The organism is Sorangium sp. So ce834 (genome assembly GCF_051521425.1).
GTDB classification, from domain to species: Bacteria; Myxococcota_A; Polyangia; order Polyangiales; family Polyangiaceae; genus Sorangium; species Sorangium cellulosum_D.
Genome location: NZ_CP150351.1, coordinates 7,482,995 through 7,503,897 on the forward strand (window position 1 = coordinate 7,482,995; position 20,903 = coordinate 7,503,897).

Sequence of the window (20,903 nt, forward strand, 5' to 3'; positions counted from 1 at the left end):
ACTTCACGTCTACTTTACGTCGGATTCCGACTCGTTCATGATCTTCACGCCCGAGATGTTGACCCCGCAGGGCGGGAACTCGTTGGGCGTGAAGAAATTGTCGGAGAGCTGGGAGAAGAAGTTCTCGCCGTCCTTCAGCGTGGTGTGATCAGCGGCGGGGATCGGCACGGAGATCATCTGCGGCAGCACCTTGCCTTGCAGGCCCTCGAGCGCCGCCTTCATCGCGATGGCCGCGAGCCCCGGCGATTGACCGAGCGACAGGCCCTTCATGCCCTGTTCGTGGTGCTTCGCGATCAGCTTGCGCACGCCGTTCTCGGCCTCCGTGGCGACCGGGATCGGCTTGTGGCCGGCGTCGAGCAGCGCGCGGACGGCGCCCGTCGAGCCGCCCTGCGCGAAGAGCGCGTCGAACTGGCGGTGCACGGCCAGCGCGTCGGCCACCGCCTTCTGAGCCTTGCCGTCGTCCCAGCTGCCGACCACCTCCACGATGGTGTAGCTCTTCCCCGGCGCTTCCATGACCTGCCGGAAGCCGTCGTGGCGGTCGCGATCGACGGAGTTGCCCTGCAGCCCGCGGACCTCGAGCACCTTGCCCTTCCCGCCGAGCTGCTTGTCGAGGAACTCCCCCCACTGGCGCCCCATCGCCAGCTGGTCCTCGTTGACCTGCATGACCTTGTCCGTGTCGAGCACGTTGTCGAACGGAACCAGGACGACGTCCTTCTTGTCCGCGAGACGGATCACGCGATCGAAGCCGTCGGGGCTGACGGCGAGCGTGACGATCCCGTCGAAGCCTTGGTTGATGAAGTCCTCGATCGCACCGAGCTGGGCCGCGACGTCGGTGCCGGTCGACACCACCTTGAACTCCTTGATCAGCGGCGCGATGGCCGGGTCCTTGGCGAAGGCCTTGGCCGTCTTGACCATCTGGATGCGCCAGGCGTTCCCGACGTAGCCGTTGACCAGCGCGAGGCGGAACGGCGGCGTCCGCGCCTTCCACTGCAAATACTTTGTGTCCTTCTTCCACGGCGCGAAGCACTCGGGGTTGAAGCCGGGCCCTGGGACGACCTTGGGCCCGTGCCCGCTCGGCGCCTGCTCGGCGGCGGCGGCGCTGGCGGCCCCTTCTGCGACCTGAGTGCCGTCGGGCTTACCTTTGCAGGCAGAGAGACCCAAGAGCGCGAGCGCACAGCTCAACACCGCCGCTGCGCGCCGCGCCGGTCCACGAGACTTCAACGGGCCAATCAACATCGTGCCGCCACCTTTCGAGCCAAGAGACGTGGTCAGATAGAGGCCTCTCCGGCCCATCCCATGTCGTCACGCCCTCGCCCTCGCGAACTACGAGCGCGAGGTCCGCGTGACGCCGCATTGTTCACGGCAAAAGCGCTGAAGCGCAAACTATTAGCATTTGGCGAGCGACGGTGTCGCGCGTCATTCCGGGGCACCACGCGGATTTCGCGATCGGCCCCGGAATCCAGTGACATGCTCGGCGAGGCTCGTGACGTCTACCACTAGAGCTTCTGGTTTAGAGGGGCTAGGAAATCCAAACGCGATCCGAAAGTCAAGATCATCGCAGCGGTCGTCCCGTCGTACAGCCACGCTGCACACAGTGCGCCCCGCGCCTCCGGGCCCCTCAGGATCCTCAATAGGTCGAGAACAGGCTCCAGAGGAACTTGGGCGCGAACCCGGGCCAGCCGTGATTCGTGTTGCTGTAGTTCGGGTCTCCGTGCAGGCACCAGTAGACCGGATGGTCCTCGTCACAGCCCTGGTACATGACGCAGTTCGAGAGGTCGTCCGTGTATCCTTCGACCGGCGTCGTGCTCGCCTCGCAGTGGTTCAGCGCGGTGTAGAAGTCGCGCGTCTTCGGGCCGTTCTCCGTCCCGACCACCGAGTCGCGCTTTCCGTGAATGACGACCGACGTGACCTGTCCGGTACACGCTCGGGTGCCGGCGTTGAGCGGATACTGGCGCACGTCCTTGGTGGCGCACGGGCCCACCGCGCGCAGCTTGTCCGCGTGCTCGCAGCCCAAGATGCTCGAGAAGTCGCCGCCCGAGCTCTCGCCCGCCGCGAACACGCGCGCCTTGTCGATGCAGAAGTTGTCCGTGATCTGCTCGTAGAACGGCTGGAAGAAAGAGACGTCGTTCGCTCCCCAGCCCGAGCCGGAGTTGGCCGGATGCGGGTAAACGCGAATCCACGCCTCCTTGGGGCCGGTCGCCTCGAAGCCCGCGTTCTGCTCTGCCCAGCTGATCGGGTTGCCCGTCGGGTTGAACATGATCATCGCCGGATACGGCTTGCTGGCGTCGTAGTTGGTCGGCAGCTTCACGTAGTACTGGTGACCCGCCACGGTGAGCGGGCTCTGCGCGCTGCCCGTCTGCGGATTGGCCTTGTTGCAACCCGTGCTCGGCTGCGGGGGGGCCTTGCCTCCCATCGATCCGCCCGAGCCACCGACTCCTGGCGAACCACCGCTCCCGCCCATTCCTCCCTCACCTCCCGCCCCCGCTCCACCCGCGGACGCGCTGCCGTCGCCGGTCGTCGTGGTGCTACCGCCGGTCGTGGCGCTGCCGCCGCTGCCAGAGACGGCGGCCCCGCTCGTCCCGGCTTGAGGGTCGTTGCCCGGCGGATCCGCGCCGTCGTCGCTGCAAGCCGAGAGCGCGCAAGCGCCGACCAGCGCCGCGCATAGTGTGGTTCGAGCGAAAGTAGGTTTGTTGTTCACTTGAATACCCAAGCGTGTTTTCGCCCTCACCGGCGGCGTTCCGCGAGGCGCGCCCTCTGCGTGAGGTCGTTTCCAGTTGATTGAACGATCGGAGGCCCCCGACGAAGCTCGATCTCCGCTCGCCGCAATCGCGGCGAGGCGCACATTGTGAGCGCTCACATCGTTGATGTCAACAATTGTCGGTGTGACCGCGGGTATCCTCAGACAGAGCCCGAAGGAGGACAATGCTGGCGGGGCTCCTCCGGAGCGCCGCGTCAAGAGAGGCGGGCGCCAAACCGCGGTCCCTGCCGGAGGATCGCCGGCTCTTCCCGGCGAAAGCTCGCGCGCGCTCCGAACGGCAGCGCCCTCGCAATCATCCACTCCAGGCGGCATCGATCGGCCGCGATCGGGACGAAGCGCAGGACGATCCGGCGCGCGGCACCGCCCAGCCAGCGGACCTCGACGCGGCCGGGGAGCTTGACCTGGTCCCAACGGTGCGCCGCGAAGCCCTCGATGCCGGGCACGGGCGGCGGCGGGCCGCCGCGCCCCACCTCGCCAGAGGCGGCGCCCGGCGCCATCCCTCGCCCGCGGTCAGCGTCAAGCGCCAAGTCGCCCCCGGCTGTGACAGACCACGTCCGACCCCGTCCACGCGGAGAGCGCGCCCCGAGGACTCCAGTTCTCCACAGGCTTTCTCCACAGGAAGTACCCAGGGGCAACAGTTGGATTCTGTCGATTACCATCGCGGCGCGCGCCTCCTCTCGTCATGCCCCTCGCGGGGCCTGGCCGAACCTCGCGCGCACGGCCGAGCCGGCGTCCGAAGGTCGCCCATAAGTAACTGAATTTGCTGAAATTTTTCGCACCCGCACCGCGGCCGTCCGACCCTGACAGGTTGGGACAATGTCCGTCCGATCGATCCCTTTTCGGACGGGTCGAAGATGGCTATCCATGGTAGACATCAAAAACGCGGCGCGACGGCGTGTCTCTCGCACGACGCGTGTAAATGGCGCGCCGGAACGCTTCGTTTTGGAGGAGACTTCATGGAAAAGATCTCGCTCACGTACTTTGTCGACTTCGTTCTCAAGGCCGGGACGCCCAAGCTGACCGGCGTCAGGGAGTTCAAGGAGCGGAAGGACGAGCTCCACACGGACTTTTACAGGCAGGTGCGAGAGGCGATCGTCGACATGCACAGGAGCGGAAAGCCCACCAGCGTGCTCGACGGCTTCCTCGCCGCCCAGCACGACGAGCGGCGTCGCCGCATCTACCCGTCGGTGGTGAATGGATATCGCAAGTTCCTCGCCTCGACGAAGATGACGTGGTTCGAGCCGCCGGCGTCGACGTACCGCCTCGGCGATCTCGAGATCAACGTCAATCCGGAGCTCGGGCTCGTCATCGACGGGACGCCGCACGTGATCAAGATGTATTTCCGCGGCGAGCCCCTGTCGTCGAAGCGCGTGTCGGTCGTGCTGAACCTCTTGATGAACGGCCTCGCCGAGAGCACGCCGGGCGGCGCCTTCGCGGTGCTCGACGTGCGGAACGCCAAGATCCACACCTTCAAGGTGCCGAACCCGCGGCTCAACCTGCTGCTCCGCGGCGAGGCGGCCTCCTTCGCCACCATCTACACGGGGCTGTGATCGGCGCCGCGGCGGCGCGCATCGCACCACGTCATCTCCCGGCGTCCACCGGGCCCGGGGCGCCCACCGCGCCGCCGGCGTCGCCGCGCCCTCCGCCGCTCATCCCGGCGGAGGGCGCGGCGCCCGCGCCCGCCCAGCGCCGGGGCCCGCCCGGGCGGCGGCCCGGGCGGCGGCCCGGACGGCGGCCCGGGCGGCGGACGAGGTGGCGAGCGATCGCTGCGATGCCGCCATGCGGCGTCGCAGCGACGCCGCGGCGCCGTCACGCCGCAGCAGCAGAAACCTGCAGTGGCGCGACCCGCGAGGACGCCGCACAGGCAATCAGCTGTAGGAGATCTACGCCTCTGGCCACATCGCAGCACGCACAAGCAGAGCGAAAATGACCGATTCCGTGAAAGAGAACTACGATCAAGCCGGTAGCTTCAGTTATCCTCAGTCTGCCATGGACCGTCGCGCGCAGATCACCGCAACCCCGCTTCATGTACCCAGCATTCTTGTGGTCCTTGATCCGGCGTGGCCGGCGCTCTTCAGCCTGTGCCTCGCGGTGGCGCCGGGCTGCGGGGTGCTCCTGCACCGCTGCGACGCGGCCACGGCCGCGACGATCGCCGCCGAGCGGCGGCCGCTCGCGATCATCCTGTCGAACAGCGTCTACGCGATGGATCCGGCCGAGTTCGACGCGCTCGCCCGGGACGTCCACTCGACGCTGCTGCGGCTCGACGAGGAGGTCAGCGAGCGGGAGCTGGAGGCGATGCTGAGCGGCGCGCTGCGCGAGACGCGCGAGATGAACGCGCAGCGCGAGGCGGCGCGGCGCGACGAGGGCAGCGGGCGCTACACGGTGATCGGCGCGCAACGCAGCGAGACCGTCGGCGCGATGAGCGCCGTGGACGCGCGCGCGGCGTCGCGGCCGGGCGCGAGCGCCGATCCCCGGCTCGCGCCGCGGCAGCGCGATTCGTCGCCGGGGCCGAGCACGATGCCGCCGCCGTCGTCGCGCACCGCCGCCCCGCCGTCGGTCCGGCTGCCGCTGCCGAGCCACGCGGTCACCCCGGTGCCTCCGTCCAGCGCGCCGCCGTCGTTCCGCTCCCCTCCCTCCGTGCGCTCGGCGCCGCTGTCGTCGCGCGCGCAGGCGCCTGCATACGCCTCGGGCGTACCTCGCTCGGTTCCGCCGCCCGCCTCGCGCCCGCTCTCGAGCCTGCCGCCTGCCCATCCGGTCGTCGCGAGCGCCCCGCTGTCGGTCCCGCCCCCGTCCACCCGCGCGGCGGCCGCCTCGGTGCGCGCCGAGCTGCGGTCGAGCCCGCCTCCTTCGACCCGCGCGGTGCCGAACGCGCCGCCGCCGTCGTCGCGCGCGCCGGGGGGACCGGTGGCGCGGCGGCCGACGCCGATGCCGCCGTCGAGCTCGCAGGCCGGGCCGCCTTCCTCCACGCGGACGCTGCCGAGCCCGCCGTCCGTGCGCGGCGTGTCCAGCTCGCCCGCCTCGGTCCGCTCGAGCTCACCCGGTCGGCTTCCGGGCACCGAGCCCCCGCCGTCGATCCGCACGATGGGGCCGCTGTCGGCCCGCCTGGCCCCGCCGTCCTCGGTGCGCCCCGAGCTGTCGCCGCGCTCGGGCGTGCGGGAGCGGGGCAGCGAGGAGCTCGACGCCGTGTTCGAGGATCAGAAGCTGCCGCTCGACGCGCTCGCGCGCGGCAACCGGGGCAGCTCGACGCGCTGACACGCCGGGGCGACGCCGTCCGGCGAGCGCAGGAGCTCACCGGACGGCGTCGACCTACCCGCGCGGACGCGCGACCCACGACACGGTGGAGGCCGCGACGCGCCCGAGCAGATCGCCGGCGATGTCGAGAAGCGCCGGGGGCGCGGGGGCGCCGAGATCGCGGCCCAGGTCGACGAGGATGCGATCGACGCACTCCATCGCGCTCGAGGCGGCGAGCTCCATGCCCGCGCCGCGTCCGCCGGCGGCGCGCCCCGCGAGGTAGAGCCCCCGCACGGGCGTGTACACCGCCGGCCGCGCGCGGCCGACCTGGCCGGGCGTCTGCGCGGTCCCGGCCGCGGGCTCGCCGCCCGGACCGCACGCCGGCCCGCGCTCGTCCCCGGGCGAGCCATCGACGAAGACCGCCTCGGAGAGCAGGCCGGGCACCGCGCCGGCGAGCGCGCGCAGGAGCTCGTCGACCGTCGCGGGGGGCGCGCCGGGCGAGGCGCCGCCGCTCGCGCCGGACACGGCGCACGCGCAGAGGAGCTCGTGCCCGGGCGGCGCGAGCGACGGATCGAAGCGCGTCGGCGCGACGCAGTAGAACGGCAGGGCCGGCGCGCCGCTGCCGCCGCCGAGGCCGGCGAGCGCGCCCGCCGCGGCGAGCCGCCGGCGCAGCCCGATCTTCACCTGGGCCTGCCTCGGCAGCGGCGTCAGCGCGCGGACGCGCGCCACGTACGCCTCGGGGAAGTGCGGCTCGCCCACGAGCTCCGCGACGGTGGACGCGACGCCGGCCGTGCTCACCACGATGCGCGCCGACAGGGTCGTCCCGTCGTCGAGCTCCACGCCGCGCGCGCGCCGATCGCGCACGAGCACGCGGCGCACGACCGTGCCCGTCCGCACGGCGGCGCCGAGCTCGCGGGCCAGGCGGCAGAAGACCTCGGGGACCCGGGCCGCGCCGCCCTCGGGGTAGCTCCGCCGCCCGGAGCGGGCGAGCTGGCGCAAGGCGAAGAGCGCCTCGCCGGCCGACGCCTCGGACCCGGGCAGCAGCAGCGGCAGGCCGAGCAGCCCGCCGAGCCGCGCCGCGGCCGCGGCGCGCGGGAGGAAGCGGGCCGCGTACGCCTCGGCCGTCACGTCGTCGCACGCGGCCAGGTCCACGTCGCGCATCGCCGTCGCGTGCGCGAGGAGGCGCGCGGCGCGCGCGGCCTCCAGGGGCGTGAGCTCGAGGGCGCGCGCGAGATCCAGCGCGGTCGCGGCCAGCCGCCGGAGATCCGCCGGGAGGGCGACGCGGCCGCCGCGCGCAGCCCCGGCGCGGGCGCCGCGCGCGGCGCCGGCGAAGCAGAGCGCGGCGGGCTCGCCGCTCTGGCGGAAGGCGATGGCGTCGCCCTGGCCCACGCGGCGGAGCACGTCGCCGAGCGGGCCGTCCTCGCCCCGGCAGAGCATGTGCGTGCCTGTATCGACACGGAAGCCGTCCCTCTCGACCGCCGCAGCGGAGCCGCCCAGGCGGCGCTCCTTCTCGGCGAGGAGGGTCGGGATACCGGCGTGCGACAGGAGGAGCGCCGCGGCCGCGCCGCCGACGCCCGAGCCGATCACCACCGCGCGCAAGGGGACCTCGTCGTCCATCACGTCGCGAGAACATAACGCGGCGAGCCCGCGCGCGGCGTATCGCCCAGCACCGTCCGGCGTCGCACGGAATCTCGCCAAGGAGCGCGCGGAGCGCGAGGCGCGCGGCGAGCGTTGACCCTCGAGAGCAGCCGCCCGTAGAGTGTAGCCTTGCAGCCGACGTGCCCGCCATGAAGACCTGCCCGCAGTGCCACCAGCGCTATCCGGCCGAGAGCACCTTCTGCTTCATCGACGGCTCGTCGCTCGTCTCCGAGAAGGACCCCCGCATCGGGATGTCGATCGCGGGCCGCTACGTCATCGAGCAGGCGCTCGGGATCGGCGGGATGGCCACGGTTTACCGGGCCTACAACAAGCTCATCGGCACGCCGTGCGCCATCAAGATCCTGAACCGCGAGTTCGCGCAGGACACGACGACGCGCGAGCGCTTCCGGCGCGAGGCGCGGCACGCGCAGCGGCTCGCGCACCCGAACATCATCGAGATCTTCGATCAGGGCGACACCGACGACGGGCTGCCCTTCCTCGTGATGGAGCTGCTCCAGGGGACGAGCCTCGCCGACGTGGTGGAGCGCAGCCGGGTGCCGCTCGCGCGGGCGCTGCCCATCTGGGTGCAGATGGCGCGCGCCCTCGGCCGCGCGCACGACTTCGACGTCGTGCACCGCGACCTCAAGCCCGAGAACGTGTTCCTGCTGAAGGGCGACTGGGTGAAGCTCCTCGACTTCGGCATCGCCCGGTGCGCGCAGGACGCGCGGCTCACGAACCTCGGCGAGATCTTCGGCACGCCGCAGTACATGGCGCCCGAGCGCAGCACGACCATCGACGCGGGCCCCCCGGCCGACCTCTACTCGCTCGGGGTCATCATGTTCGAGATGATCACGCAGCGGCTGCCGTTCGACGCGCCCGATCCGGCGAGCTGGATCCTGAAGCACCTGAACGAGCAGCCGCCGCACCTCCAGGAGCTCGCGCCGGAGATGCCCGACGCGCTCGACCGCCTGGTCAACGCCCTCATGGCGAAGGACCCCTCGGCGCGCCCCGTCGACGCGTACCGCGTGCTCGCGGAGCTCGAGGAGATCGCGGCGGCGAGCGGGATCGCCCTCCCCCCGCCGCCCGAGGCGATGCCGCGCGACTCGGCGGTGCGCTCGCGCGGCGCCGGGCGCGATCCCTGGGTCAGCCGGCTCGAGCTGTTCGAGAAGATGACGGCCCGCGCCTTCGGCGCGTCCGCGCCGGCGGAGATCCAGCGGCAGCTCGAGGGGCTGCGGGGCCTCGTGCGGGAGCACGTCGAGCTCCGCTCGCGGGCGCTCGACGAGCAGCGGCGCCTCGAGGGCGTCGCCGAGGAGTGGCGCGACGGCCGGCTGCAGATCGGGCGGGCGATGGACGCGCTCACCGTCGACGCCTCGCTCACGCGCGAGGAGGCCCGCTCGTTCCGCGCCAGGGTGGCGCCGCTCAACGCGGCGACGCAGGCGTTCGTCCCCGCGGTGCTGAGCGCGCACAAGGAGGCCGTGCGCTGGGAGGGCCGGTGCGGGTTCGCCGAGCCTTACCTCGAGCTCGCCGCCAGCTACCGCCGGCTGGCCGAGCTCGTCGAGGGCTGGTACGCGTCGCGGAAGGCGGATTACGAGGCGGAGAGCGAGGCGATCGCCCGCGAGCACGAGGTGGCCGAGGTGGACGCGCAGATCAAGAAGCTGCGCGAGCGCCTCGAGGAGCTCGACCGGCAGCTCGAGGCGCGGCGCCGGGAGTCCCAGGAGCGCATCGCCGAGATCGGGCGCAGGGCCGATCAGCTCGACGCGGAGCTGCTCCACCTGGCCAGCCGCTTCTGCGCGCCGCTCCGGTCCAAGCCGGAGCTCGGCACGCTCTTCGTGGAGCTCGAGCGGCTCGCCGGCTGAGCGCTCCGGTCCGGCGCGCCCCGGACGCGCCGCCGGCGGCGGGCGGATCTCCCGCGCAGCGCGCCGATCCGGCGCGGACGCGCGCGCCGGGATCGCGCCGGCGCCGCAGCAGGCCTCCGTTGCCCGGTGTTGCGCCGCGCGCCAGCACAGTCGCCGCGCTCCGCGCGTACTAAGCTAACCCACGTGACGCCCGCCCCCGCAGAAGAGCCGCGGCGCCCCTCGCCGCGCGCGCCGGGACGCATGCGCCGCGCCGCGTCCGCCGCGGCGACGGCGCTCGGGCTGGCCCTTGTGTTCACCGGCGCCGCGGCGGTCGGCGTCGCGCTCCACCTCGATATGCCCGCCGCGCGCCGCGTCGCCCGCGACGCCACGAACCGGCTGCTCGGCTCGCTGTTCTACGGGCGGATCGTCGCCGACGAGATCGACAGGCTCGGCCTGAACGGCGTGCGGATCCGCTCCGCGGTCGCGCTCGACCCGCGGGGGAACAAGGTGATCCGCGCGAGCGGCATCGCGGCGCGCGCCGACGTGCTCGCGATCGTCCGCGGCGCGCTCCTCGGGACGGGCGCGCTCCGCGTCGAGCTCCCGTCCATCCGGGTCGAGCAGATCGAGGTGCTGGTCCAGGACAACGGCGCCGGCGGGGTCACCCTCGGCGACACGTTCGCGCCGCTGCCGCCGAGCCGCCCGCCCTCGTCGGCGCCCGAGGCGCCGCCGCGCGACGTCGTCGTCGCGCTCTCGCGCATCGAGATCGGGCGGGGGTGGGTCCACGGGCAGCTCGCGCCGCCGCGCGCGCTGGACGCCGACATCAGCCGGCTCGTCGGGTCGGTGCACATCGGCCCGGACGGCGTGGCGCTCGACGTGGACCAGACCGGCCTCGTGGACCGCGCGCTCCTGCCCGCCCGGACCGCCGGCACGGCGAACTACCACCTCCGCGCGGGCGAGAAGGTCCGGATGTGGAGCAGCTTCGCCGGACGGCTCGCCGACGTCGAGATCACCGCGCGGGCCGTGCTCGACGACGATCACCTCGAGGCGCACGCGAGCGTCCCGCGCGCCACGCCGGAGCAGCTCCGGAGCCTCGTGCCGGATCACCCCCTGACCGAGCCGGTCGCCGCGCGCGTCGCCCTGAACGGCCATCTCCCCCAGCTCGACGTGGCGGCCTCGTTCTCGGCGGATCCGGCCGGCCCGGCGGGGGACAGCGTCGCCCTCGCGGGGCGGCTCGACGTGACGGGGCCCGTCCGGCTCGACGCCGACGTGCAGGCGCGCGACGTGGATCTGCGGCTCTTCGGCGTGCGCCTCTCGTCCGATGCGACGGGCGACGAGCGCGGCGCGGCGCCCTCCAGGACGGGCGCGGCGTCCACCCGGACAGGCGCGGCGTCCACCCGGACAGGCGCGGCGTCCACCCGGACAGGCGCGGCGCCCGCCCGGACAGGCGCGGCGTCCACCCGGACAGGCGCGGCGTCCACCCGGACAGGCGCGGCGTCCACCCGGACAGGCGTGGCGCCCGCCCGGACAGGCGCGGCCGCGACCAAGACCGCGCCGGGGACCGGCCGCGCGCCGGAGGAGGAGGAGGCGGCGACCTCGATCACCGCCGACGGCCGGGTGCGCGTCGAGCTCGGCGACGAGCTCCGGCTCGCCGTCGAGGCGCGGACGGAGCCGACCGAGCTGCTCGGCGAGCGGGTGCCGGCCGCGGACGTCCACCTCGTGCTCGACCGCGGCGAGCTCCACGTGCGCACGCACCTCCACGAGCCGGGCGCGCCGATCGACGCCGCCGTCTCGGTCCTGCCGGGCGGCCAGGGCATCCGCTTCGCGGCCACCGCCGACATCCCGGCGATCGCCGCGGCCCCGCGCCTCGCCGGGCCCGTCGACGGCGCCGGCCGCGTGCGCGTCGAGGGGAGCCTGCGCGACGGAGCGCTCGACGCGCACGTCGAGGGCGCGTTCGCCAGGCTCCGGGTCGGCCCGGACGTCGCGCTCGCCAGCGCGCGCTTCGCGGGGCGGGTCACCGGGCCGCTCGACACGCTCGCGGTGAGCGGCTCGCTCTCCGGCCAGGAGGCGCTCGCCGGCGGCCACACGTTCGACGAGGTCACGGCGCAGATCTCCGGCCCGCTCGCCGCGCCGAAGCTCCGCGCGACCGTCACCGACGGCGACGACGCCCTGGACGCCTCGGCCCGGCTGAGCACCGCCACCGGGGCCCTGCGCGGCGTCGAGCTCCGGCTGAAGCGCGACGGCGCCGTGGTCGTCGGGAAGATCGCGGCCATCGACCCGTCGGCCGGAGGGCTCGCCGTCGATGGGATCGAGCTCGCCTCCGCCGAGCTCGGCTCGCTCAAGGGCCAGCTCGCGGTGCGCGGCGACGACGTGACCGGGCGGCTCCAGGGCGACGACATCGACGTCGGCCGCCTCGCGCGGATGCTCGGGATCCCGCTCCGCGTGCGCGGGCGCGCGGACGTCGACGTCGCGCTCGACCAGGACCGCAACACCGGGCGCTCGGGCCACGTGCGGCTCGATCTCACGGGCGGCGAGATCGCGTTCCTGTCCGGCGTCTCGGCGCACCTCGCCGCGACCTTCGAGCGCGACCAGCTCAAGGCCGACGGGCTCGTGCGCATCGACGCGGCGGCGCCGCAGCCGGCCGGAGGACGCGCGTGGAACGATGCGTCGAACGGCGCGTCGAACGGCGCGTCGAACGATGCGTCGAACGGCGCGCTGCCGCGGTGCCCCGGCACCCTCGCGAGCGTGCGGGTGTCCGGCGCCGAGGGCACGCTCAAGGGGCCCCTCCTGCGCGCGGAGACGTGGGCCGGCCTCGTGGGGCAGGCCGAGGTCGCCGCGGACGACTGGGACCTCGGGTGCCTCGCGCGGCTCATGCCGATCGCGCACGTCGTGAGCGAGGTCCGCGGCAAGCTCACGACCCGCTTCCGGGTGTCGCGCGCGCCCGGCGAGGCGTTCCCCTCGCTGCACGACGTGCTCGTGCGGACGCAGGGCCTCGCGCTCGTGGGGCCTCACCGCCTGGGCGCCGAGCGCCCGGCCTGGGAGTCGCGCTTCATCGACGCGCAGCTCAAGGGCTCGCTCGACGGGACGACCGGCAGGGCCGAGGCCGCGCTGACCCTGTACGACGGCGGGCTGCTCGCCGACGCCTCGGGCTCGGTCGACCTCGACCTCGCGGCGCTCGCCGGTCCGCCCGCGAGCCGGTGGCCGTCGCTCCTGCGCTCGCCCATCGCCGCGCAGGTCTCCTTCCCGCGGCGCCGCGTGGACGAGCTCACCACCCTCCCCTCGTTCGTGCGCGACGCGCTCCCGCCCCTCGCCGGCGAGCTGCGGATCGACGCCTACGCGGGCGGCACCCTCGCGCGCCCGTCCCTGACCGCGCGCACCCTCTGGTGGGGCCTCACGTACGCGCCGCCGGGCGCGACGGGCGCGACGGATCTCCTGTTCCCCACCGATCTCGACGCGTGGCTCACGTACGACAGCGAGAAGGCCACGCTGGACGCGCACGTCACGCGCGGCCCGGACGAGATCGCGACCGCGCGCGCCGAGGTGATCGCGCCGCTCGACCGCCTCCTCGCGGCCCCCTCGCCGCGCGCGCTGCGCGGCGCGCCCCCGCCCCCGGCGTGGACCGGCCGCTTCCGCGCGACGCTGCGCGACGTCCCGCTCGGCGAGATCCCGCTGCTCGGCGACAGCGGCATCGGCGGGCGCGTGAGCGGCGAGATCGAGATGCGCGACCTCAACGTCGCGCCCGCGCTCACCGCGCACCTCGCGCTGCCGGGGGTCACGATCGGGAGCGACCTCGCCTTCGAGCGCGGCGTGCTCTCGCTGCGGATCGATCCGAAGCGCGGGACGGACCGCGGGCAGCTCCGCGTCACCGAGCTCGCGCTCGAGGGCCCGCGCGGCGGCAAGCTCCGGGCGAACGCGTACGCCAGCGTGCGCTTCCGCCACGGGTTCCTCCCGGTCCCCGACGGCGAGCACACCGACCTCGCCCTCTCGGCGGAGCGCTTCCGGCTCGCGGCGCTGCAGCCCCTGGTCGGCGGGCTGCTGAGCAAGATCGACGGCACCCTGGACGGCGACCTGCGCGTCGAGCTCGGCGGCGCGTACGGAGACGACGGGGGCAGCGTCCGCGCCCAGCTGGAGGTCCGCGACGGGGTCGTGCACATCCCCGAGCTCGGCCAGGAGCTGCGCGACGTCGCCGCCCGCGTCACGGCCGGCGGCGGCGTCGTCCGGATCGAGGGCCTGCGCGCGGCGGGCTCCACCGGGCTGGCGGAGGGATGGGCGCTCCTCCGGCTCAACGGGCTCGCGCTGCGCGACGGGGCCGGGGCGCTGACGATCGCCGACGACCAGGCGCTCCCGCTCACGCTCGAGGGGGTGCCGCTCGGGACCGCCTCGGGGTCGCTGTCGTTCATCGCGGAGAAGAAGCCCGGCGAGCTCGCGCTCTACGCGACGGTCCCGAGGCTCCGCCTCACGCTGCCGGCGACGAGCAGCCGCGACGTGCAGCCGCTCGGCGACAACCCCGACATCTCCGTCTCCCACCCGCTCGGGCCGGAGAAGCAGAAGCGCGCCGCGGACGCGCTCCGCTACGCGATGACGTTCGACGTGCACGACGCGGCGGTCAGCGGCGCGGGGCTGCGGCTCTGGCTCCGGAGCGCCGAGGACGCGCCGCCGCGGGTGGTGATCGGCGAGGACGTGCTCGTGTCGGGCGGCATCGTGATCACGCGGGGCGCGCTCGAGATCTACGGCAAGACGTTCGAGATCGAGGGCGGGCGCGTGCGCCTGCGCGAGGAGGATGCGTCGAACCCGCACCTGAACGCCACGGCGCACTGGGACGCCCCGGACGGCACGCGCATCCACGTCGCCTTCAACGGCAACCTCCGGCCCATCACCGAGCGGTCGCTGCGCTTCACCTCGAGCCCGCCGAGCTCGCAGCAGGACATCCTCGCGCGGCTCCTGTTCGGCGCCGATTTCTCCGAGGGCGCGCAGGCGGCGGGCGCCGAGACGCCCGCGGGGCTGGCCGCGGGCCGCGTCGCCGCGTCGGTCGGCAGCGAGCTCGCGGCGGCGCAGTTCAACGCGCTCCTGAGCGGCATCGCGCCGCTGCGCGGGCTGTCGACGCGGTTCGGGACCACGGCGGACGGCACGCTGCGGACGAGCCTCGTCTACCGCCTGAACGACGACCTGACCGCGCAGGCCACCTTCCAGGAGGGCGCGGTGCGGGGCACCACGACCAGCGACAGCGGGCCGACCCCGGGGGGGACGGCGAGCGAGCGCGGCACGCGCACCGAGGTCACCATCGACTGGCGCTTCGACGAGCACTGGACGCTCCGCGGCACCGTGGGCGTCGACGCGCGCCAGGCGACCTCGGGCATGCTCGACCTGCTCTGGCAGTACCGCTACTGAGCGGCGCGCGGGGCGCCTTCGCGCCGCGCTACCCCGCGGCCCGCGCGGGCAGCCGGATCTCGCGCCCGCCGACGAGGAGCGTGGGCGGCTCGGCCTCGACGAGCAGCGGGGCGAGCTGCGACTGCGCGTGGCGCGAGAAGCGCGCCTCGAGCGCGCCGCCGCGGGCGCGCGCGTACACGACGCCGTCCTCGCCGAGGGAGAGCGTCGCCGGATCGAGCGGCTCCTCGGTCCCGTCGAACAGGACCAGCGTGACCGCGCCGCCGTCGCCGATCCGGAGCGCGTCGACGAAGAGCGGGGCGTCGTCGGCCTGGAAGTAGCACCAGTCGTAGCCGTTCGAGAGGATCGGACGGCCGTCGTCCGGGTGCCGCGCGATCCACGATCTCAGCCCGCGCTCGAGCGCGGGGTGGTCGACGCGGGCGCCGTCGTGCCAGAAGCGGCCCTCGCGATCGAGCCGGATCGAGCTCTCGCGGGACGTTCCTGGGGGCGGCGCGAACCGGAAGAAGTCAGGATGGTCGCCGGGCTTCATGGGTCACCTCGCAGGAGAGATGCGGCCCGGCGCGGCGCCGCGCAAGCCGCGCGCGCCGGGGAGTACTATAGCGAGCCCATGCGATCCCAGACGGACGAGGCCAAGGCCGACGAGCACCTGCGCGCGACGCGGGCGTACTACGACGAGTTCTCCGCGCGCTACGAGGACCGGCGCGGGGGCCGCGACGTCGGCGGCTACCACGATGTCGTCGACGCGCTCGAGGTCGACTTCGTGCGGCGCTTCGGCGAGGGCCGCGACGTGCTCGAGGTCGGGTGCGGCACCGGGCTCCTGCTCGCGCGGATCGGCGCGTTCGCGCGCTCCGCGCGCGGGGTCGACCTCTCGCCCGGCATGCTCGAGCGCGCCCGCGAGCGCGGCCTCGACGTCGTCGAGGGGAGCGCGACCGCCCTGCCCTTCCCCGACGAGAGCTTCGACGTCGCCTGCTCGTTCAAGGTGCTCGCCCACGTCGAGGACGTGCGCCGCGCGCTGTCGGAGATGGCGCGCGTGGTGCGGCCCGGCGGGCACGTGATCGCCGAGTTCTACAACCCCTACAGCCTGCGCGGGCTCGTGAAGAAGCTCGGCCCGGCGGGCGCCATCAGCGACCGGACCCGCGAGAGCGCCGTCTACACGCGGTTCGACGCGCCGCGCGCCGCCGCCGCCCTGATGCCGGAGGGCGTGCGCGTCGTCGCCTCGCGGGGCGTGCGCATCGTGACCCCGTTCGCGGCCGCGATGCGCGTGCCGGGCCTCGGCCGGCTCCTGCGCCGGGCGGAGTGGGCGCTGTGCGACACGAGGCTCGCCGAGCTCGGCGGGTTCTGGATCGCCGCCGCGCAGAAGGCGTGAGCCGCGCCGCCGGCCCCGGTCAGAACCGGCCGAGGAGCCCCGCGTACAGGCCGCCGGGGAGCGCGGAGATCGTCGGCGCCGCGGTGAAGCCCGGGGGCGGGGGCGGCACGCGGCGCGTGCGGAAGGAGACCCGCTCCGGGACGAACGTGATCTGCGCGTGGGCGATCCCCGCCGCGACGAGCGTCGCGAACGTCCCGAAGGCCACGCGGTTGACCGCGGCCGCGGTCTCGATCCGGCTGTTCAGCGCGTCGATGTCGACGGCCTGCGCGGGGGTGCCCGGCGCCCTGGGCCGCGGCGTGACGTCGACGTTCGTGTAGCTCGACAGCGCCAGGGCCGACACGATCGACGTCCCGCCGGCGACCGCCTGGCTGACCAGGAAGAACCAGCCGAGCCCCTCGTCGCCGTTCTGGAACTGCCCCACCCCGAACGGCAGCATCGCGATCCAGCGGGAGCTCCGCGCCACGACCCGCTCGCGCCCGGCGAGCCGGTGGAGCTCGGCGATCCAGCGGCGCTCGTCGTCGCGGCCCCGCTCGATCCGCAGCCGCTCCGCGCGCTGCGCCTCCGCCTTCTGCCGGGTCATCTCCTCGATCCGCGCCCGGATGCGCGCCCGGACCGCGGTGAACCGGTCGATGACCTCGGGCTGGAACACCGCCGGGTTCGGCGAGTACACCGGGTTGTCGAGGAGGATCTGCTCGATGTAGGCGTCGGCCTCGCTCGTGCGCCGCAGCGCCACGAGCGCCGCGGCGGCGAGGCCGCGCGCCCGCTCGACCAGGGCGGGATCCGAGATCCGGCACGGCTTGCCCTCGACCTCGGTCGCGCCGCGGTCGCAGGGCGGGGTCGCGGGGTCGAGCATCGCCGCGAAGCGGCTCACGGCCTCCTCGTAGTGCCCGGCGTCGAAGCGCGTCTTGGCGAGCTCGAACTGCTGCATGTCGTCGGCGGCCGCCGGGCCCACGCAGAGGAGCGCGAGGGCGCCCGCGGCGGCCGCGGCGAGGCGCCGCGGCGCGAGCAGGGCGCGGCCGCTCCCGACCGATGGGAAGCGAGCGCCGGGAGATTTCCCGCCTGGAGTTCGCGCAGCCATGCGGAGGGGTGCGCCGTGATGTAGCGGAGTTTGGGCGGGGATGCTGAGATTTCCGGAGCCGACGCCGCAATGATGGCGTCGCCGTCAGCCGGACGGCCAGGAAACGGTGTTCGACTCGCCGGCCACGAGCGTGACGTTGCCGACGAGCGGCGTCGCCTCGGGCGTCGGGGGCGTGAAGATGCAGCGCCCGCTCCAGAACACGTCGCTCAGGGTCACGGTCTGCGGGGCGCCCGCGAAGCCGATCAGGCCGATCTGCGGGCACTGGTACTGCGCGCTCGGCGGCGCGCCGCTCAGGACGACCGTGCTGGGCAGGATCTCCAGCTTGTAGACGATCCGCTGCGGCGCGGTGACCCCGGGCTTGGGCGCGACCACCGAGACGACGCCCGAGTACGGCTTGCAGCACCGCGAGTTGGGCACGCTGATCTGGACGCTGTGCGCGCCGATCTTGAGCGGCGTGACCTTATTCGCGCCGAACCAGTTGATCTCGACCCCGTCGAGCACCAGCTTGGCGCCGGTCGGGACGATCTGGAAGACGACGTCGCGGACCGCCGGCGCCTCGGCCGAGGAAGCGGCCGGCGGCGCGACGGGCGGCGGATGAAACCGCGGGCGGGGCCGCGGCGTGATCATGGCCTCCGCGGCGCTCGGCGCGGCCTCCGCGGCGCCCGGCGCGACCGCGCGCAGGTTCGGCGGCGGGCTCGGGGCGTCGATCGGCACGGGCCGCGGCGGCGCGCCCGCGAGGGGCGCGTCCCCCTCCGACGGCGCCCCCGCCGACGGCGCCCCCGCCGACGGTGGAGAATCGCGCAGCGCGCGCGCGACGCCGAACGCGGCGACGCCGAGCCCCACCGACGCGAGCGCCACGAGCAGCGCGCGCTGCGCGAGCTGCCTCCGGTTGCGGCTCGCGTTCAGCTTCGCGATCCGCCTGAGGATGGTGAGGTCGGTCGGCGCGAGGGCGAGGGCCCGGTTGTAATCGGCGGCCGCGCCCGGCACGTCGCCGCGCTTGCGGCCGGCCTCCGCGCGCGCCACGAGGCGCGGGACGAGCCGCGCGGCGTGCCGCTCGGCGTAGCCCGCGGGGTCGGCGAAGTAGGCGGCGAGCTCGGCGCGCGGCTCCGCGACGCCGAGCTCGGCCAGCTCGGCCCGGATCAGCTCGGCGAGCGCGCGAGGGCTCGCCGTGCGGCCCGCGATGTCGTGCGAGAGGGCGCCCGCGACGATCCGGCTCCAGCGCGCGCCCACGGCGGGCCGCTCGCGCTCGGCCTCCGGGTAGACCCCCTCGATCACCTTGCGGAGCACCTGCGCCGGGTTCTTGCCCTCGAACGGCAGGTGCCCGACGAGGCACTCGTAGAAGAGCACCCCGAGCGCGAAGACGTCGGTGCGCGCGTCGACCTCGCCCCCCTCGATCTGCTCCGGCGCCATGTGCGCCGGCGAGCCGAGCACCTGCCCGGTCGACGTGACGCCCTGGGCGTCGAGGATCTTGGCGATGCCGAAATCGGTCAGCTTGATGACCACGCTCGCGCCGTCCCAGCTGCCGCCCGGGCGATCGGACGGCAGCTCGACGAGCACGTTCTCCGGCTTCACGTCGCGGTGGATGATCCCCGAGGCGTGCGCGTGCTCCAGGGCGTCGCACAGCTCGAGCACCACGGCGGCGCCGATCTCGGCCGGCATGTCGCGGTGGGCGCTCAGGATCTTGCACAGCGTGGAGCCGCGGAGCAGCTCGACGACGAGGTAGCGCTCGCGATCCTGCTCGCTGGAGACGTCGTACACCTCGACGATGCCGGGGTGGCGCAGCTTCGCCGCCGCGCGCGCCTCGGCGACGAAGCGGGCGCCGACCTCGGCGTTTTCGCGGAGGTGCTTGTGGATGATCTTGACGGCGACCTCGCGGCGGAGCCGCGGGTCGCGGGCGCGGTAGACCGTGGCCATCCCGCCGTGGCCGAGCTCCTCGATCAGCTCGTATTTCTCGAGCTTCGGGAGGCCTTCTGCGCCCGCGTGTCGAAAGAGGGATTCCTGCTCGCCCGTCGAGCCCCTATCGCGGGCGAGCAGGCTCATTCAACGACCTTCACCCGAATCGCGTTGGTCGACCCCGAGACGCCGACGGGAGCGCCGTAGATGGTGACGAGCTTGTCGCCCGGCGAGACGAGGCCGTTCGCGAGCAGCTGGCCGGTGGCGCGCTCGATCATCTCGTCCGAGTTGCGGAGCGCGTCGACGGGGAACGGCACCACGCCCCAGAGCAGCGCGAGCCGCCGGCGCGTCGTGTCGTTCGGCGAGAAGGCGACGATCGGCACGACGGGGCGCGCCTTCGACGCGTACCGCGCGGTGAGGCCGCTCTCGGTGAACGCGATGATGAGCTTCGCGCCGATGTCCTTCGCGATGTCGCACGCGGCGCGCGCGGTCGCCTCGGCGACGTTCGCGCGCTGGCCGGGCTGCTCGCTCGAGAGATAGCGGTAGAACGAGCTCTGCTCGGCCTCGGTGACGATGCGGGCCATCATCCGCACGACGAGCGGCGGGTGCGCGCCGGTCGCGGTCTCCTGCGAGAGCATGACCGCGTCGGTGCCGTCGAAGACGGCCGTCGCCACGTCGCTCGCCTCGGCGCGCGTCGGGCGCGTCGCGGTCACCATCGACTGGAGCATCTCGGTCGCGACGATGACCGGCTTCTGGTGCACGCGGGCGAGGCCGAGGATCTCGCGCTGGATGATCGGCACCCGCTCCGGGTTGAACTCCACGCCGAGATCGCCGCGCGCGACCATGACCCCGTCCGAGGCGAGGATGATCGACTCGAGGTTGTCGATGGCGCCGGGCGTCTCGATCTTGGAGACGATCGGCGTCGGGCGGCCCCAGGCCTCGCAGATGTCGCGGACGTGCCGGACCTCGTCCGCGTTGCGCACGAACGAGAGGGCGACGTAGTCGACGCCCTGCGCGAGGCCGAAGCTCAGGTCGGCCTTGTCCTTCTCGGTGAGGGCGGAGATCCGCACGCGCCTGGCCGGCAGGTGCACGCCCACGCGATCGCGCAGGCGTCCGCCCTGCGTCACGCCGGCGTGGACGCGCTCGCCCTCGACCTTGGTGACGGTGACCACCACGCGGCCGTCGTCGATGAGGACGACGTCGCCCGGCTGCAGGTCGGAGGCGAGGCCCTCGTAGAGGATCGGGATCTCGCCGGGCGTGGCGACGGGGCTGTCCCGGTTCGCCTCGACCAAGGTAACGGAAGCCCCGTCAGCGACCTCGAAGGTGTTGCCGGGGAAGCGACCGGCTCGGATCTTCGGGCCGCAGAGATCCTGCAGGATCGCCACAGGCTTTCCGCAGGCCTCCGCAGCCGCGCGGACCGTGGCGATTGCCTTGCCATGATCCTCATGCGAGCCGTGAGAGAAGTTGAGTCGAGCGACATCCATACCGGCGCGGATGAGCTGCTCCAGCGTCGTTTGAGAGTCACACGAAGGGCCAATGGTACAGACGATTTTCGCTCTGCGTACGAGCACGGGCGGAGCATGCCACGAGCAGGGGTCGCGACACTACCCTGATTGTGAAGGAGCCATGCTGACTTCACCGGATTCCAACAAAGCCGCTGGGTGGACGAGCCCAGGCGCCGCGCGCGCGCCGGCGCACAGCCGAGCGCGCAGGCCCGCAGCG

13 protein-coding genes are annotated in these 20,903 nt (G+C 73.8%); 5 read left to right on the plus strand and 8 right to left on the minus strand.

What is annotated here, in order from left to right; genetic code table 11:
* Positions 1-9 precede the first annotated feature (9 nt).
* The 3 genes from WMF20_RS26850 to WMF20_RS26860 form a co-directional block, all read right to left on the minus strand.
* Positions 10-1,221, minus strand: coding sequence for a sugar ABC transporter substrate-binding protein (locus WMF20_RS26850; RefSeq protein WP_437604791.1), 1,212 nt, complete (start codon positions 1,219-1,221; stop codon positions 10-12).
* Positions 1,222-1,627: 406 nt separating this feature from the next.
* A complete protein-coding gene (locus WMF20_RS26855) occupies positions 1,628-2,413 on the minus strand; it encodes an alpha/beta hydrolase family esterase (RefSeq protein WP_237244148.1) in 786 nt (261 codons plus the stop codon).
* 539 nt (positions 2,414-2,952) lie between these two features.
* A complete protein-coding gene (locus tag WMF20_RS26860; protein ID WP_437604792.1) occupies positions 2,953-3,285 on the minus strand; it encodes a hypothetical protein in 333 nt (110 codons plus the stop codon).
* 429 nt (positions 3,286-3,714) lie between these two features.
* Between WMF20_RS26860 and WMF20_RS26865 the strand changes: the two genes are divergently transcribed.
* Complete coding sequence (locus WMF20_RS26865; RefSeq protein WP_020737439.1) at positions 3,715-4,308, plus strand: hypothetical protein; 594 nt, start codon at positions 3,715-3,717, stop codon at positions 4,306-4,308.
* 493 nt (positions 4,309-4,801) lie between these two features.
* The gene (locus WMF20_RS26870; protein WP_129577095.1) at positions 4,802-6,010 is read left to right on the plus strand and encodes a hypothetical protein; all 1,209 of its coding nucleotides are present in this window, start codon (positions 4,802-4,804) and stop codon (positions 6,008-6,010) included.
* A gap of 54 nt (positions 6,011-6,064) precedes the next feature.
* On the opposite strand, the gene WMF20_RS26875 is transcribed toward WMF20_RS26870, so the two are convergent.
* The gene (locus tag WMF20_RS26875) at positions 6,065-7,606 is read right to left on the minus strand and encodes an FAD-dependent oxidoreductase (protein WP_437617172.1); all 1,542 of its coding nucleotides are present in this window, start codon (positions 7,604-7,606) and stop codon (positions 6,065-6,067) included.
* Positions 7,607-7,776: 170 nt separating this feature from the next.
* Here WMF20_RS26875 and WMF20_RS26880 point away from each other — a divergent pair, with 170 nt between their 5' ends.
* Positions 7,777-9,483 carry a protein kinase domain-containing protein gene (locus WMF20_RS26880; RefSeq protein ID WP_437604793.1) on the plus strand — a complete coding sequence of 569 codons (1,707 nt, stop codon included), beginning with the start codon at positions 7,777-7,779 and terminating at the stop codon, positions 9,481-9,483.
* Between the two features lie 183 nt (positions 9,484-9,666).
* The gene (locus WMF20_RS26885) at positions 9,667-14,847 is read left to right on the plus strand and encodes a translocation/assembly module TamB domain-containing protein (RefSeq protein ID WP_437604794.1); all 5,181 of its coding nucleotides are present in this window, start codon (positions 9,667-9,669) and stop codon (positions 14,845-14,847) included.
* Between the two features lie 28 nt (positions 14,848-14,875).
* Here WMF20_RS26885 and WMF20_RS26890 read toward each other — a convergent pair whose 3' ends face one another.
* A complete protein-coding gene (locus tag WMF20_RS26890; protein WP_437604795.1) occupies positions 14,876-15,373 on the minus strand; it encodes a hypothetical protein in 498 nt (165 codons plus the stop codon).
* A 78-nt stretch (positions 15,374-15,451) separates the two neighbouring features.
* Between WMF20_RS26890 and WMF20_RS26895 the strand changes: the two genes are divergently transcribed.
* A complete protein-coding gene (locus WMF20_RS26895) occupies positions 15,452-16,210 on the plus strand; it encodes a class I SAM-dependent methyltransferase (protein WP_437604796.1) in 759 nt (252 codons plus the stop codon).
* Positions 16,211-16,229: 19 nt separating this feature from the next.
* Here WMF20_RS26895 and WMF20_RS26900 read toward each other — a convergent pair whose 3' ends face one another.
* The 3 genes from WMF20_RS26900 to pyk all read right to left on the minus strand — a co-directional run bounded on the left by WMF20_RS26900 (position 16,230) and on the right by pyk (position 20,752).
* Positions 16,230-17,288 (minus strand): hypothetical protein, encoded by a 1,059-nt coding sequence (locus WMF20_RS26900; RefSeq protein ID WP_437604797.1) that lies wholly within the window; start codon positions 17,286-17,288, stop codon positions 16,230-16,232.
* Between the two features lie 84 nt (positions 17,289-17,372).
* The gene (locus WMF20_RS26905) at positions 17,373-19,328 is read right to left on the minus strand and encodes a protein kinase domain-containing protein (protein WP_437604798.1); all 1,956 of its coding nucleotides are present in this window, start codon (positions 19,326-19,328) and stop codon (positions 17,373-17,375) included.
* Positions 19,325-20,752, minus strand: a complete 1,428-nt coding sequence (gene pyk / locus WMF20_RS26910) for a pyruvate kinase (protein ID WP_044986218.1) — start codon at positions 20,750-20,752, stop codon at positions 19,325-19,327. Before pyk ends, WMF20_RS26905 begins: the two co-directional genes overlap by 4 nt.
* Positions 20,753-20,903: the final 151 nt, after the last annotated feature.